We start from the raw sequence: 13,495 nt of genomic DNA on the forward strand, positions 1-13,495 counted from the left end.
GCGCACAGCCCTGTCGATTAGTGTTGCGCACTCTGCGCGTAACGGTATAATCGCCAACGTTTTCCGCATCCTCTTCAGTGCCGAAGTGGCGAAATCGGTAGACGCAGTTGATTCAAAATCAACCGTAGAGATACATGTCGGTTCGAGTCCGACCTTCGGCACCATCGATTGATGCAAAATTAAGTCGCTTACGAGCGGCTTTTTTTGTGCCTGAAATTCAGCTATAACCCCTTCATAATCAATAGCAATATCCATTTCAAAAACATAATCCTCACCGCACTCAATACCCCACGGTCCTCTGATGACTCAACACTGTCACCGCTGGCACAATCGTGCCGCCTACCGATGAAAAATACTAATCATTATTACCTGAACAACTAACGTGAATCGCTCATTGGCCTTGTTAATTATCGATAAAAAATAACCCTGTAGCTCACACGGGATAGATCAAACAAATAACCTTAATGATTAAGTGGGTTTTGGGTGATTTTCGGAAAAATAAACGCGGGAATGCGCTGAAAATCTGGCACTCTTGAGCCGCAAAAAATGGGATCGGTTAGCGCAAACATAACATTAACAACCGACCCGCTCTTACCCCAATTGATAGACGACATCTCTATGCCCCATACAATCTTGCTTGGTCAGGCGGCCAGATTAGATCGACGTACGCGCATCCTGAACCGTACGCTGGATGATATGTCCGTGACGCTACCCGCCAGTGCTGCACGCTGCCTGTATGCACTGGCGGAGGCGCAAGGCGAAGTGCTAACGCATGAACAACTAATGGAGATTGGCTGGCGCTGTGCCGGTTATGCCGCCACTGATAACAGCGTGCGCGTGATGATTAACAAACTGCGCCGCGCATTGCTGTCGCTGGAGCTGGATCAACAGGTTAGCTTGCTGGCCGTCTCACGGAGTGGTTATCGCTTAATCATTAATACGCCGCATGTTGTCAAACACCCCGTCCCACTGCCGATGCCCCTTTCGTCACCTGTTCGTGGCACGTTGGAGTGGCGGCGCGCATCAGGCATCACCATCGCGGGAATCACCGCCGGGTATCTGGTGGCTTTGCTGGTACAACACTTTTTTCTTCTTACGCCAAAACCAATTGATTTTGTCAGCTGGCAAGGCCCGGCCATCCCTGTTGGCAGCAGCGTCTGGGTGCCGAAAGGACACCAAACTCAGCACGCCTTAATCGAAGCCACGCTGCGCACTTATCGCCGTTATGTACTGGAGACGAACCCGGATAAACCTGCGGCCAGCGTGCTGTATGTCACTCTCAATTCAGCCAACAATCCGCAGCATCAGGGTGTAATTGCGTGCCAACAACCCTTTGAGGAAGCGAACAATGCGTGCGAGTCGTTCTATTTTCGCGTCAATTAAATCCCCGCAGCTCTGGCTGTTTATCGGCTGCTTTGTACTGGCGTTTGCTGCCGTAATCGGTCGCTGGCTGACCGTCACCACACAGCAGTCCCAGTGCCTGTTTCCGCTGGCATTTTATGACATCAAAAGTGAGCGTGAATGGGTGCTGACGCAGGGAATTTACCGCAGCTATCGCGATGGCTTCAGCCAGGGCCATCTCAGCTATCTCGGCACGCTTTCTCGTTTTAGAGACGGTCAACTGATTGCGCCAGTCATCCCGATTCATCGTGCGGTGTGGTTTAACGGCGAGTTTAACCACAACCTGCTTAAAATCACCGTCACACAACACAGCCGTGGCCTGGGTGATAAAAGCCGCGATGAGGACATACAAAAGTATGTCTTCCCGCATTGGCAGGCAGGCGATGTGAGTGTGATTGCCCTCTATCTGTTTAATGGCCGCGTGCTGGCCTCTGGCACAGAGAGCGTGGCGCGTAATGTCTGCATCAGATAGCCATGTTGTTTAGCGCAGTGCTGTTAACAACTGTTCTGGATGGGCAAACGGCAAAAGAAAATACGCACTGAGAATCATTTTAACGCATCACTCATTAGCTAATTAAAGAGTTCAAATAGCACAGTTCCTAAAACCTTATTGCGCTATATAAATCATAACGCTCAGTTGATAATCAATAACAAAACTATCAGATGGGTGGCAATATGGATGGATTATATACCGCATCCGGTCTGAATGATAAAAACGAATTATGGCTAACATACCATTATCTGGTGCGGCAGGAGGTATTACGCCTGCAAAAAAGATTACCGGCTAGCGTAGAGTTCGATGATCTCATTCAGGCAGGGTCAATCGGATTTATTGCTGCTGTTGACAGTTATGATGCGAAGAAAGGCTTCACGCTCAGTACCTGGATTACACAACGCGTGCGCTGGGCGTTGATCGATGAACTACGAGAACGTGATTGGGTGCCGCGTCGCGTCAGAACCCATTCTCGTGAAATATCTGCTGTTATCCAAATAATGGAACAGGAGCAGGGCGCGAGTGCAAGTGAAAGGGATATTGCCAATCGAATGGGCGTATCACTGCGGGATTTTCAGCAGATGCTGGCAGATAATAATTACAGCCAACTGTATTCGATGGATGAATTGCAAGAGCATTATGCCGATCTGTGGGAACAGGTTGATGAAGAACATACCTTGCTAAATCCCCTGCATCACTCAATTCAGGGGGATTTGATGGAGCGTATTGCTGACTACATACGCTATATTCCTGATCGGGAGAGGCGCATCTTGTATTTTTATTATCACTATGATCTCAACATGCGCGAAATTGCCCTGATTCTTGACATTACGGAGACACGAGTGAGTCAGCTTCACAGTCTGGCAATAAAACGTTTGCGCAGTCGAATGGATTATGATGGAGCAATATGAAGTGATGAAGCACCTGTCAAGCTGTTAAAGGACAATATTGATAATTAATAAGAATTAATAACATTATTGTTTTTAATAATCATTGGGTTATGGTTGGTTCCTGATTCGAGGTTTTTCTGGCGTATTGTTACGGGAAATTCTGATGGATATCATTTTTCCATTGCTGAATGCGGCTCAATCGTCGGTTGTTAAGATGCTCGATGGTAACATAGACGTTCACTCTACGACCTCACGATTATCAGCATCACATGGGGAATGGATATTCATTTCTTAATAACTTCTGCTTTGCACGATAAAATAAGGTGTTATCAATGTCTGACTTTGATGAGTATCTTCAGCATATCCACGATATGAATTTATCTTACCTTTTGCTGGCGCAACAATTAATTCGACAGGATAAGTTTGCGGCAGGTTTTCGCCTTGGCTTATCGGAGGCTACTACCGAGAATCTCAAGGCTCTGACGTTACCCCAATTGTTGAAACTGGCCTCGACCAATCAATTCATTTGCCGCTTGCGCATAGATGATGAAGTCTTGATTGAGAATCTCACTAAAGATTCGAGGATTGAGGCACTACAGAAAATTCACACAGGCATTATCTTGTCGACGGATTTACTTAATTCACTCAATAAAGAGCCTGTGGCTGTGGATTAAGGTGGCGAGATGTATCAAAGAAATTTATTGCAGGAAGTGCATGACAATCATATCGCCATAGAGTTGATTTCTCTTGGTGCACGTATGCAAGTTCTAGAGTCTGAGACATCCCTAAGTCGACGAAGATTATTACGTTTGTATAAGGAGTTACGAGGATGTCCGCCGCCAAAAGGCATGCTGCCCTTTTCCGAAGATTGGTTTATGTCGTGGGAGCAGAATATTCACTCGTCGATGTTTTACAACATTTATCTGTATTTGAAAGCGACGGAAAATAGCCCGCCGATTAACGTATTGATGAAAACCTATCGGCTCTATCTGGAACAGTGTTGCGGCCAGAGTCATGTGAAGCCTAAATTAAGTCTGACGCGCGCCTGGACATTAATTCGCTTTGTTGAGTGCGGCATTATTTCCCGTAAAGCGTGCCGGATCTGCCATGGAGGATATGTGGTCATCACCGAGAACATCAAAAAACCCTTTACCTGCAGTTTGTGCAACCCACCCGCACGCGCCAGTAAAAAATCTCAGGTTGACCACGTTAATCAACGGCATATTCAGGCCGCCGCCGCTTTTATGCCGGTCATTGCCTGAGGCGCCAGTCCTATTATGGTGACAAGAAAGTCATACACCCGCGGTCAGTTTGGCGCGGGCTATCAATAATACATGAAGCAATCGTGTTAGGTGTTTTTGGATATATAGTTGTTATATATACTGTATTTTGCGAATTTATGTTGGCGAACAGCCAAATGACCGTGCTGTTTCAATCTATCAAACTGCTGAACATTGGCGGAGTAGGTAGCGTAGCGGCACCGCGCAATCTTTTACGCTACCTGGCAGATGCGATTGCATGGCAGAATAGCCGCTCGTTTAGCAGGAGGGTAGGTGATGACCGACGAAATCGACCAGCGTATCTACGAATTAGTGCGTCGCTACGACGGCGTCTATCTGTTTAAACAAAAAACACTGACGCCACAGATCGATATCGATACCGATCTTAACTTCGAGCGTGAAGAAGCGCAGGCGTTAATGGACGAGTTTTTCATTGAATTCGCGGTAGAACGCAGCGGTTTTTTGATTGATACCTACTATCCGGACGAACCGTCACTGGCGCAGATCCTGAATCCCTTCAATAAGCGAGAAGTCCCGGTGGTACCGGACTTTACCCTGGGTATGCTGATTGAATCCGCCAAAGTAGGGCGTTGGCTTTATGAGTAATGCCAACGCCGCGCGATCACTTCACATGCACGGCAAAACCACTTTCTCCTTCCGCTAACGAATCTTTCAGTGTTAACGCGGGGGATTGTATAGTCGCCGCTATTCTGCTGACGAAAGGCAATCGGTGCCGTATCCGCCAGCAAATTGTGGCATCGCTGTCGATCGGATATCAGCGCAAAAAATTCACTTCTCCCGCGCACTAAAAATCATCACACTAGCCACCTTTACCGTTACGGAGTGATGGCATGAAAACCCGATTGCTGCTGGCGTTCGCGCTGCTCACCAGTTTGAGCGGGCCCTTACTGGCAGATGAAGATGGCGTCTCCTTCAGCCATAAAGACTGGGAACTCGCCTGCGACAATACCTTAACCTGCCGCGCGGCGGGTTACAGCGCTGAAGAGGGCGCTGGTGGTTCAGTCCTGCTCACGCGTGAGGGCGGGCCCAATGCAGCGACCCATGGACGCGTGGTGCTGGCTGATACTGGCGATGATGATTCTAAGCAAGTGGATGCACTGGCGCTGTGGATTGATGATCACGCGCAGGGCGAGGTCACCAAAGCCGAGAACGATGAGTGGACGCTGACCGATGCGCAAACGCTGGCGCTGATTAATGCCATCAAAGGCAGTGGCAAAGTGGAGTTTCGCGGCGGCGAAGAGCCGTTCGAGCTTTCCAGTAATGGCGCCTTTGCCACACTGCTGAAGATGGACGATGCGCAGGGCCGTCTCAGTACGCCTGGCGCGCTGGTGCGCAAAGGCAATAAGTCTGAAAACAGTGTGCCTGCGGCGGTCGCAATGCCGGTGATTCATCAGGTCAACGTTGAAAAAGCCGCGCCGCGTCCGTTGAGTGCCGATGAACTGACGTTGCTCAAGCCGAAGCTGATTGCTTCGCTGACCGATGACGACAGCTGCGATAATCTGGATCCTACCGATGATCAACCCGAAGAGGGCGCTGAGCCGCTCACGTTAACGCCAGTGGATGACGCGCATGTGCTGATTGCCGCGCTGTGCTGGCGCGGGGCCTATAACGAAGGCTATGGCTATTGGCTAATGGATCGTGCGTTGCAGGGTAAACCGCAGCTGATCACCGATTCCGGTTCAGATTACAGCGAAGGGGTGATTTCCGAGGCGCAGAAAGGGCGTGGCATTGGCGACTGCTGGAGCACCGCAGCCTGGGTATGGGATGGCAAAGATTTCGTGCAGAGCAGTGATGCCACCACCGGTATGTGCCGGGCGATTCGCGCTGGCGGTGCATGGCAATTGCCGACGCTGGTCACGGATGTAAAGCCTGCATCCTGAGATGACGGGGCGTGCTCTGGCGCGCCCCTCTCATTATTTCGCGTTATTTACCGCAACACTGTTTGTACTTCTTACCACTACCACACGGGCAGGGGTCGTTACGGCCGGTTTTCTCACCCGCGAAGTGCGGCAGTTGGGGTTCCGGATCGGGCTGTGCCATGCGCTGTTCCTGCCAGTATTCATGCAACTCCAGCGCCGCCGGGCGAATGGCGTCAATGCTGGCCTCAAATTCCTCTGGCGAGAAGGCTTCACGCTTTGCCAGCTGCGCTTCACTGCCGTGCAGCGTGATGGCGGCCATCGCCGGTTGCAGGCTTTCTGGCAGTTGATCCCAATCCGCATCTAACGCCACGCCGCGCTGATAGCCATAACACCAGTCTTCCACCACAGTGAACTCCTGACCTTCCATCTCCTGCATGCCAAACAGAGGATCAAACTGCTCCGGAAATTCAGCCAGACGCTCAGCAATATCATTGAAGTGCTGGAAAATCAGCGCCATAAAGCGATCCATTTCACGCTCGTTGGCCCATTTTGGAATGTGCTTTTTGTCACCCCACAGCGCCACCAGCCACTCACTCGGTTCGATATCGTTCGGGCCGGAGAGCAGTGCCGTCAGCATGCCGTCCAGCTCGGAGGTATCCACCACCGACTGTTCATTGCCGTATTTCTCCAGCATATCTTCCAGCCAGTTCAGTTCTTTCTCGGTTAACGGGCCTTGGTTCATACGGCATCTCCTGTGCGGTGCGGGTAGGCAAAATTTTGACGGCGCGATTATAGCGGGAAGCGGCACGGATTTACCGCTTTTTGCATATCGATTGCTGAAGCATTCCTAAAAATCATTCGCCATAACATATTGCGCAACAGTATTGGCTGGAATGGAACGCCAGTGGCAGCGTAAACGCAGAACTTTACTGCATTAAGGACAAAATTGTATGGCGGAAACATTGCCGGTGCTGGATTTGGCACTGCTGGAACTCCCGGATGCTGACCAGTCGCCTTATCTCGCCGAACTGCGCACCACGGCACGCGATGTCGGTTTTTTCTACCTGATCAATCATGGCATCAATCCACAGCTGCTGCAGAACGTACAGAGCATCACGCAGGCGTTTTTTTCCCTGCCGGATGAGGAGAAGCAGCGCGTTTCGATGATCCACTCGCCGCACTTCCGCGGCTATAACCGGGCTGGCGTGGAATATACCCGCGAGCAACGCGACCAGCGTGAGCAGTTTGATATTGGCGCTGAGCGTGTGGCGTTAGCGTTACAAACGGGCGATCCCGCATGGAAGCGTCTGCAGGGGCCAAATCTATGGCCAGAGGCGCTGCCGCAACTCAGGCCGGTGATCCACGCCTGGCAGCAGGCGATGACCGGTATTGCACTGCGCCTGCTGCGTGCGTTTGCCAAATCGTTGTCGCTGCCGCCAGATGCATTTGATGCACTGTACGGCACGCATCCCAACGAACATGTGAAACTGATCCGTTATCCCGGTCAGTCCAGCGGTGCCAGCCAGCAGGGCGTTGGCGCGCATAAAGACTCTGGCTTCCTGACGTTTCTGCTACAGGATGAGCAGCCCGGCTTACAGGTCGAAGTGACGCCGGGCAACTGGGTGGATGCATTGCCGAAACCGGGCGCCTTTGTGGTGAACATCGGCGAATTGCTGGAGATTGCGACCAATGGTTATCTGCGCGCGACGGTACATCGCGTGCTGTCACCGCCCGCACACAAGGAGCGTGTTTCCATCGCCTTTTTCCTCGGTGCTCAGCTGGATGCCGAAGTACCACTTTATCAATTACCGCCGCAGCTGGCGGCTGAAGCGCGTGGGCCGACCAGCGATCCCACCAACCCCTTGCTGCGTGAAGTGGGCTGGAACTATCTCAAAGGGCGTTTGCGATCGCATCGCGACGTGGCAGCGCGTTACTACGCCGACGCCCAGAACACCGTTCAATCATAATAAAAGTAAGGAAAGCACATGACTAAAAAGGTGATAGCCACGCTGGTACTGCTCTCAGTATTCAGTACCTCTGCTTCGGCAGCCGCATTGCGCGTGGCGGCCGATCCGGTGCCGCACAGTGAAATCCTCAACCACATCAAACAAACCGATAAAAAGCTCGACCTGAAGGTGATTGAGCTCAACGGCAATCTCAACGCCAATGAATTGTTAGCGCGCGGCGATGTGGATGCAAACTACTTCCAGCATGTGCCTTATTTGCGCGATCAGGAAAAAGCGTTGGGAGAGAAATTTGCAGTGGTGGCGACGGTGCATATTGAGCCGTTGGGCATTTACTCGCATAAAGTTAAATCCCTGAAAGATCTGCCTGATGGCGCGCAGGTCGCGGTTCCTAATAATGTCACCAACCTCAGCCGTGCGCTGTATCTGCTGCAGGATAGCAGTCTGATTAAGCTCAAGGGCAGCAACGCCAGTTCGCTGGTGACGACGGCAGATATCAGTGACAACCCGCATCATCTGAAAATCATTGAAATCGAAGCACCACAGCTGCCGCGTGCACTGGATGATGCGCAACTGGCGATCATTAACGGCAACTACGCGTTACAGGCGGGGTTAGTGCCATCGAAAGATGCGCTGGCGCTGGAGCAGGCAAAAGATAATCCGTACGCGAACGTGCTGGTGACGACGCCAAAACTGGCCCATGATCCACGTGTTCTCGAATTAGCCAAAGATCTGGAGTCAAAGCAAACTGCTGAATTTATCAACCAGCACTATCAGGGTTCGGTAATTCCGGTGAACCCATAATCCCGCCTCGCCACCTGTTTCTGGCAGGTGGCGATTCTCATCTTCTGTGTTATATTTCGCCACAAACACCCATCGCACGTTTTGCTAAAAATAAAAAATATCTTATAAATCAATTGTTATGAAAACTTTCACCAGGAATAATCGGTGATGCGCTGCATCATTCCGCGATCGCTGCTGTTGTGCTCCAGTTTGCTATTGAGCGCCTGTGGCACGCTGTCACAAACTTCTGCGCCGGTCGGCGATAAAGTCTATCTCTCCCATGCGACTTTCAATGAAAACGTCGATGACATCGTGCGGCATTACATGCAGCAGAAGCAGGTGTCAGGCATCAGCATTGCGATTATCCATCAGCGTCAGCCTGCAAAGTTTTACAGTTTTGGCGTGACCGATGCGGTGCACCGTTATCCGATTACGCCGGATACGCTGTTTGCGCTTGGTTCTCTCAGTAAAGGCATGACGGCGGAAGTGATTATTGAGCTGGTGGATCGCGGTGAGTTGCACTGGAATGATACGCTGGCGACGCTACTCCCCGCGAATGTGCCACTCAGTGAGGATGCGAAACGTATCACGCTGCTGCAGTTAGTGACTCACACGTCTGGCTTGCCGCGCCAGGATATGGATCTGCCGATGTTTATGAAATTTATGGCTTATCTACGCACCGGTGAGAATTTTTACGGCAATCTGGACAGTGATGCGGTGCTGGGTTATCTGTCTGATTTTGACGCGCCAGCCAAACCGGCGGCACAGTATTCTAATCTGGGCTATGCGCTGCTCGGCTATATCCTCAAACATCGTTTGCATCAGGACATCGAAATCCTGGCGCAACGTAATCTGTTTCAGCCGCTGGGTATGACCAGCAGCAGCTTCAAACCGCAGAGCCTGCGCGGTTACCCCTGGCGCGCGCTGGGGCATGCGGGCGATCAGCCGAAACTGATCCCGCGTGGCGAACTGACGCCGGATTGGGCATTCAGCAATAACATGGTGGCGGCCGCCAGTCTCTACAGCAATGCGCGCGATCTCATCCGCTATCTGGATGCGCACCTGCATGAGGGCGCCAATACGTCGATCAATGCGGCTTTTGCGCAGGTCAATCACGGTTACGAGCAACATGGCAATCAGTCGCAGAATATTGCCTGGGTAACAGACACCTATGGTGATCAGAAAATCACTTACCAGGTGGGTTACATTGGCGGTTATTCGAGCTTTATCGGATTTGATAAGCAAAATGGTAATGCCATTGTGGTGCTGCAGAATGCCTTTAACTGGAGTAACTATCTTGGGATTGCCCTGCTGATGGATCTGGCGCAGAAAAACCAGACTGAGTAAAAAAATGGTTGCTTGCAATTTTGCTGCGCCAAAAAACGCCTTCGCTGAGGTATGCTGTGCAGCGAATTTGACGCGCAAAGCGCGCCGGGGGAACCTTCTGCGTGCTGCACTTGTCAGTAAATTGGACAGTTAATAATTAACCAGAGTGGAAATCACCAATGCGCAGGACACACGTCACCCTTCTTTCTGCAGGAATTTTTCTGGGCGCTTTAAGCCTGACTCCAGCCGCACTGGCTGAAGGCGAGCAAACGGATAACGTACCACCGCCACCTCAGGTGCAGCAGGTTGCGCCTGATGCACAAACTCAGGCACCCGCAGCAGATGCACCTGCCAGCAATGAACCGGCCGAATCTTCCGGTGATGTGGCACCGATTCGTCCATCACAAAATGGCATGCAGGATGCACCCGTAGGAAAGAATAACTACGACCTGAACACCATTATCATCGACTACAAAGAGTACAAGGTCGGTGATGTGGTGCCTGATGAGTACCGCAAAAAGCAGTACACCATCGTTGAGTGGCAGCCGCGCCATCTGCCGGCACCGCAGCCTGGCACGCACTGGGCGTATATCAACGCCAACTACATCCTGATCACCGATGACAGCGGCAAGATCGTGATGGGTAAATCAGGCGATATCTTCTTTAAAGGTTAATCCTTTGTCGCGGTGGCTATCAGGCCGCCGCTACTTCACGTCCAGGCACTGCGCGATGCGCGCGACGCCAGCAATGATTTGGCTGGTACTGCTGTTGCCGTATCCGAGCACCAACCCTTGCTGTTTCTCCTCTCCCAGATAAAACCCCGACAGCGCACCGGGCGCATAGCCGCTGGTCATCAGACGCTCCACCACTTCTGTATCTTGTTGTTCATGCGCAAGTCGCAATACCAGATGCATGCCGCACTCGCCGCCCAGCAACGACGTCTGCGCTCCCAGGGTTATCAACAGCGCTTCGCGCAAGCTGGTTTGACGCTGGCGATAGAGACGGCGCATTTTGCTCAGATGGCGGCTGTAATCCCCGCTGTTAATAAACTGGGCCAGCGCTTGCTGTTCGGGGCGATTTCCCCCGCGCAGTAATTCATGCAAGGCCGGACGTAACAACGCCAATAGCTGGGGCGGTAGCACCATAAATCCAATGCGAAGTGCCGGAAACAGCGTTTTACTGAACGATCCCACGTAAATCACCGGTGATGGCTGCATCATGCCTTGCATCGCAGCGATCGGTTCGCCGCTGTAGCGGAAATCACTGTCGTAGTCGTCTTCGATAATCCACGACTGATGCTGGCGCGCTGTGGCGAGAAGTGCCAGACGACGAGGTGCGCTCATCACCACGCCTGTGGGATATTGATGAGTTGGGGTGGTGTAGATCAGTCGCGGCGGGCGCTGTTGCCAGTCACTGGGTTGCGGCGCCAGGCCTTGTGCATCCACCTGAAGAGGCTCAACGCGCATATCCCCAAGGCGCATGGCGGCTTTTGCTCCGCGATAGCCCGGCTCTTCCACCCAACCGATGTCGCCGCGCTGGCTTAGTAGTGACACGCACAGCGTTAGGGCTTGCTGTGCGCCTTCAGTAATGACGATTTGCTCCGATGAACAGCGGACGCCGCGCGCCAGTGCCAGATGTTGGGCCAGCGCGGCACGCAGAGTAGGCTCGCCGAGCGGATCACCGTAGCCGAGGAGTTGCTGTGGCTGATGCTGCATCACGCGATTGAGCGTTCGCCGCCAATGAGCCAGCGGGAAGTGTGCCAGCGCGGGAACGCCGGGCCGCAGCGCCATCTCCTGGCTTAAGGGCCGGTGGTTGGAGCGAAGCTGCGCCACTCTTGGTGGTAACAGAAGGTCACTGGCGCTGACGTCGTGATGGGAGGTGGGTGGCTGCTGCGCGAAAGGACTGATGCGGCTGCCCTGACGATCGCTAACCAGAAAGCCTTCAGCCTGTAGCTGTGCCCAAACGCCGGTTACCGTATTGCGAGACACCTTAAGGTCGGCAGCCAATTGACGTGTTGAGGGCAAAGGCGTTCCTGCGGAGATCGCGCCTGTCAGAATGGCCTGTTTAATGCGCTGTAATAGCTGCTGCTGCAGCGTATGCGTGCCATCTGGGAGTAACGGTGTCAGTAGCAGGCTGTGCAATTCACTCTCATTCATTGTGATTGTTCGTGGATCCATAAATTTCATTGAATGTGGTGCTTTTTAACATGCCAGCAAACTGGCACGCTGTGCAACAGGCATTCACTGACAAGGGAATAGAGCGATGACGCAATACACGAACCAGTACGGACAACCGGTAGGTGCGCCTCTGCCAGAGTGGCAATCGCGCAGTTGGCCCGCTTATGAGACCTTTACCGGCCACTATTGCCGACTGGAACCACTCAGTGCTGAACGTCATGGCCGCGATCTCTACGCTGCCTATGCGCAGGCCAGTGACGGGCGTGACTGGACCTATATGTTTGCTGAGCCTTTCACCGATGAGGAAGCCTATCTGGCCTATGCCAGCAAGATCGAGCAGGGTCGCGATCCGATGCATTTCGCGGTGATTGACTTGCACAGTCAGCGTGCCGTCGGGACGTTGGCGCTGATGCGTATCGATACCACGCACGGTGTGGTGGAAGTGGGGCATGTGGCGTTTTCGCCGCTGCTTAAGCAAACCCGCATGGCAACGGAAGCGCACTATTTACTGATGCGTTATGCCATTGAACAATTGGGCTATCGTCGCTACGAATGGAAATGCGACAGCTGTAATCAGTCCTCACGCCAGGCAGCATTACGGTTGGGTTTCCAGTTTGAAGGCATTTTTCGTCAGGCAATCGTCTATAAAGGCCGCAGCCGCGACACTTGCTGGTTCTCCATTATTGATGGGGAGTGGCCGCAGTTGAAACAGGCCTTTGAGCGCTGGCTGGCAGCAGACAATTTCAATGAGGATGGAACGCAGCGCGCAAAGTTGCAGGCGCTGCGCTAAGGGCATGTGACAGCCGGGCGAGGTGCCCGGCTCAGTTGCTTAACAGATATTTGGTGGTAAACGCGATCATTGTGGTAGCGATAGTAAACATGATGCGCCTCATCCACACATTGTCTTGTTTTAGCTCCGTGAAACCAATCTGCATGCGTTGATCTAATTCGTTAAATTTAGCATCGTGCTGGATGAGTTTTGCATCGATTTTTTCAAATCTAACATCGATTTTGTCGAATCTTTCATCGATTTGGTCAAATCGCTGATTGACCTCCGTTTCGAATTTGTCGAAACGCCCTTCAAGAGAATCAATGCGATGGTGGGTCGCTCTTTGTTCCCGTACCAGGATTTCCGTTGCTTGCGACAAGTCGAATTTGGTTAAGGCATTTTCTTGCTGCATGTCAGCAAAAATATCCACCATGACTTCGGCCTGCTTGTCCGCAACGCCCGCATCCTGCAACGCTTTATAGGCTTTATGAGTGTTGAGCATTGTCAATATCATCCTTATTTCCTCTGGTGT

The 13,495-nt window shown here is 52.1% G+C and carries 15 protein-coding genes and 1 tRNA gene; 13 read left to right on the plus strand and 3 right to left on the minus strand.

The window, feature by feature from the left end; genetic code table 11:
• Nucleotides 1–79: 79 nt before the first annotated feature.
• The 8 genes from ACXI0A_RS04275 (at nucleotide 80) to ACXI0A_RS04310 (ending at nucleotide 5,965) form a co-directional block, all read left to right on the plus strand.
• Nucleotides 80–164: transfer RNA gene (locus tag ACXI0A_RS04275), tRNA-Leu, on the plus strand.
• A gap of 454 nt (nucleotides 165–618) precedes the next feature.
• A complete protein-coding gene (locus tag ACXI0A_RS04280) occupies nucleotides 619–1,383 on the plus strand; it encodes a winged helix-turn-helix domain-containing protein (protein WP_476150210.1) in 765 nt (254 codons plus the stop codon).
• On the plus strand, nucleotides 1,349–1,873 hold the full coding sequence (locus ACXI0A_RS04285) for a hypothetical protein (RefSeq protein ID WP_224932371.1): 525 nt from the start codon (nucleotides 1,349–1,351) through the stop codon (nucleotides 1,871–1,873). Before ACXI0A_RS04280 ends, ACXI0A_RS04285 begins: the two co-directional genes overlap by 35 nt.
• A gap of 203 nt (nucleotides 1,874–2,076) precedes the next feature.
• Nucleotides 2,077–2,805 (plus strand): RNA polymerase sigma factor FliA, encoded by a 729-nt coding sequence (fliA, locus tag ACXI0A_RS04290; RefSeq protein ID WP_476150208.1) that lies wholly within the window; start codon nucleotides 2,077–2,079, stop codon nucleotides 2,803–2,805.
• A gap of 311 nt (nucleotides 2,806–3,116) precedes the next feature.
• Nucleotides 3,117–3,458, plus strand: coding sequence for a flagellar transcriptional regulator FlhD (gene flhD, locus ACXI0A_RS04295; protein ID WP_224932373.1), 342 nt, complete (start codon nucleotides 3,117–3,119; stop codon nucleotides 3,456–3,458).
• Nucleotides 3,459–3,467: 9 nt separating this feature from the next.
• Nucleotides 3,468–4,046 (plus strand): flagellar transcriptional regulator FlhC, encoded by a 579-nt coding sequence (gene flhC / locus ACXI0A_RS04300; protein WP_476150206.1) that lies wholly within the window; start codon nucleotides 3,468–3,470, stop codon nucleotides 4,044–4,046.
• Nucleotides 4,047–4,340: 294 nt separating this feature from the next.
• Nucleotides 4,341–4,670, plus strand: a complete 330-nt coding sequence (locus ACXI0A_RS04305; protein WP_476150205.1) for a DUF1493 family protein — start codon at nucleotides 4,341–4,343, stop codon at nucleotides 4,668–4,670.
• A 245-nt stretch (nucleotides 4,671–4,915) separates the two neighbouring features.
• A complete protein-coding gene (locus tag ACXI0A_RS04310; RefSeq protein ID WP_476150204.1) occupies nucleotides 4,916–5,965 on the plus strand; it encodes a DUF1176 domain-containing protein in 1,050 nt (349 codons plus the stop codon).
• A 43-nt stretch (nucleotides 5,966–6,008) separates the two neighbouring features.
• Here ACXI0A_RS04310 and ACXI0A_RS04315 read toward each other — a convergent pair whose 3' ends face one another.
• Nucleotides 6,009–6,686: a UPF0149 family protein gene (locus ACXI0A_RS04315; protein WP_476150203.1), complete on the minus strand. Its 678-nt coding sequence runs from the start codon at nucleotides 6,684–6,686 to the stop codon at nucleotides 6,009–6,011.
• Nucleotides 6,687–6,894: 208 nt separating this feature from the next.
• Here ACXI0A_RS04315 and ACXI0A_RS04320 point away from each other — a divergent pair, with 208 nt between their 5' ends.
• From ACXI0A_RS04320 to ACXI0A_RS04335, 4 genes are all read left to right on the plus strand, one after another.
• Nucleotides 6,895–7,911, plus strand: a complete 1,017-nt coding sequence (locus ACXI0A_RS04320; protein WP_476150202.1) for a 2-oxoglutarate and iron-dependent oxygenase domain-containing protein — start codon at nucleotides 6,895–6,897, stop codon at nucleotides 7,909–7,911.
• Between the two features lie 18 nt (nucleotides 7,912–7,929).
• Nucleotides 7,930–8,712: a MetQ/NlpA family ABC transporter substrate-binding protein gene (locus tag ACXI0A_RS04325; protein WP_224932379.1), complete on the plus strand. Its 783-nt coding sequence runs from the start codon at nucleotides 7,930–7,932 to the stop codon at nucleotides 8,710–8,712.
• 147 nt (nucleotides 8,713–8,859) lie between these two features.
• Nucleotides 8,860–10,038, plus strand: a complete 1,179-nt coding sequence (locus ACXI0A_RS04330) for a serine hydrolase (protein WP_476151161.1) — start codon at nucleotides 8,860–8,862, stop codon at nucleotides 10,036–10,038.
• A 158-nt stretch (nucleotides 10,039–10,196) separates the two neighbouring features.
• Nucleotides 10,197–10,691 carry an RcnB family protein gene (locus ACXI0A_RS04335; RefSeq protein WP_476150200.1) on the plus strand — a complete coding sequence of 165 codons (495 nt, stop codon included), beginning with the start codon at nucleotides 10,197–10,199 and terminating at the stop codon, nucleotides 10,689–10,691.
• A 30-nt stretch (nucleotides 10,692–10,721) separates the two neighbouring features.
• Here ACXI0A_RS04335 and pdxR read toward each other — a convergent pair whose 3' ends face one another.
• Nucleotides 10,722–12,173: a MocR-like pyridoxine biosynthesis transcription factor PdxR gene (gene pdxR, locus ACXI0A_RS04340; RefSeq protein WP_476150199.1), complete on the minus strand. Its 1,452-nt coding sequence runs from the start codon at nucleotides 12,171–12,173 to the stop codon at nucleotides 10,722–10,724.
• A gap of 106 nt (nucleotides 12,174–12,279) precedes the next feature.
• On the opposite strand from pdxR, the gene ACXI0A_RS04345 reads away from it, so the two are divergent.
• Nucleotides 12,280–12,984 (plus strand): GNAT family N-acetyltransferase, encoded by a 705-nt coding sequence (locus ACXI0A_RS04345; RefSeq protein WP_476150197.1) that lies wholly within the window; start codon nucleotides 12,280–12,282, stop codon nucleotides 12,982–12,984.
• 31 nt (nucleotides 12,985–13,015) lie between these two features.
• Here ACXI0A_RS04345 and ACXI0A_RS04350 read toward each other — a convergent pair whose 3' ends face one another.
• Nucleotides 13,016–13,465 carry a hypothetical protein gene (locus tag ACXI0A_RS04350; RefSeq protein WP_476150195.1) on the minus strand — a complete coding sequence of 150 codons (450 nt, stop codon included), beginning with the start codon at nucleotides 13,463–13,465 and terminating at the stop codon, nucleotides 13,016–13,018.
• Between the last annotated feature and the right edge of the window lie 30 nt (nucleotides 13,466–13,495).

The sequence above is a fragment of the Pantoea sp. C1E2 genome (genome assembly GCF_056491465.1).

Bases quoted from the DNA above. Each gene is read 5' to 3' on its own strand.
- ACXI0A_RS04345 (WP_476150197.1), top strand. From the start codon at position 12,280: ATGACGCAATACACGAACCAGTACGGACAACCGGTAGGTGCGCCTCTG.
- pdxR (WP_476150199.1), bottom strand. From the start codon at position 12,173: ATGAATGAGAGTGAATTGCACAGCCTGCTACTGACACCGTTACTCCCA.
- ACXI0A_RS04315 (WP_476150203.1), bottom strand. From the start codon at position 6,686: ATGAACCAAGGCCCGTTAACCGAGAAAGAACTGAACTGGCTGGAAGAT.
- ACXI0A_RS04335 (WP_476150200.1), top strand. From the start codon at position 10,197: ATGCGCAGGACACACGTCACCCTTCTTTCTGCAGGAATTTTTCTGGGC.
- ACXI0A_RS04350 (WP_476150195.1), bottom strand. From the start codon at position 13,465: ATGCTCAACACTCATAAAGCCTATAAAGCGTTGCAGGATGCGGGCGTT.
- ACXI0A_RS04330 (WP_476151161.1), top strand. From the start codon at position 8,860: ATGCGCTGCATCATTCCGCGATCGCTGCTGTTGTGCTCCAGTTTGCTA.
- ACXI0A_RS04320 (WP_476150202.1), top strand. From the start codon at position 6,895: ATGGCGGAAACATTGCCGGTGCTGGATTTGGCACTGCTGGAACTCCCG.
- ACXI0A_RS04280 (WP_476150210.1), top strand. From the start codon at position 619: ATGCCCCATACAATCTTGCTTGGTCAGGCGGCCAGATTAGATCGACGT.
- flhC (WP_476150206.1), top strand. From the start codon at position 3,468: ATGTATCAAAGAAATTTATTGCAGGAAGTGCATGACAATCATATCGCC.
- fliA (WP_476150208.1), top strand. From the start codon at position 2,077: ATGGATGGATTATATACCGCATCCGGTCTGAATGATAAAAACGAATTA.
- ACXI0A_RS04305 (WP_476150205.1), top strand. From the start codon at position 4,341: ATGACCGACGAAATCGACCAGCGTATCTACGAATTAGTGCGTCGCTAC.
- flhD (WP_224932373.1), top strand. From the start codon at position 3,117: ATGTCTGACTTTGATGAGTATCTTCAGCATATCCACGATATGAATTTA.
- ACXI0A_RS04285 (WP_224932371.1), top strand. From the start codon at position 1,349: ATGCGTGCGAGTCGTTCTATTTTCGCGTCAATTAAATCCCCGCAGCTC.
- ACXI0A_RS04325 (WP_224932379.1), top strand. From the start codon at position 7,930: ATGACTAAAAAGGTGATAGCCACGCTGGTACTGCTCTCAGTATTCAGT.
- ACXI0A_RS04310 (WP_476150204.1), top strand. From the start codon at position 4,916: ATGAAAACCCGATTGCTGCTGGCGTTCGCGCTGCTCACCAGTTTGAGC.